1 rRNA gene is annotated in these 255 nt (G+C 52.2%); it reads left to right on the top strand.

What is annotated here, in order from left to right:
• A 16S ribosomal RNA gene (locus GTP41_RS26965) occupies positions 1-255 on the top strand; the annotation flags it as partial.

The raw sequence follows: 255 nt of genomic DNA, 5'->3' as shown, positions 1-255 counted from the left end.
TCAAAGGAATTGACGGGGACCCGCACAAGCGGTGGATGATGTGGATTAATTCGATGCAACGCGAAAAACCTTACCTACCCTTGACATGGATGGAACCTTGGAGAGATCTGAGGGTGCTCGAAAGAGAGCCATCACACAGGTGCTGCATGGCTGTCGTCAGCTCGTGTCGTGAGATGTTGGGTTAAGTCCCGCAACGAGCGCAACCCTTGTCATTAGTTGCTACGCAAGAGCACTCTAATGAGACTGCCGGTGACA

This window comes from Pseudoduganella guangdongensis (genome assembly GCF_009857475.1).
In the GTDB taxonomy this organism is placed as follows: Bacteria; Pseudomonadota; Gammaproteobacteria; order Burkholderiales; family Burkholderiaceae_D; genus Rugamonas; species Rugamonas guangdongensis.
The sequence above is the reverse complement of the archived record's forward strand: the minus strand, read 5'-3'. Positions and strand labels throughout refer to the sequence as shown.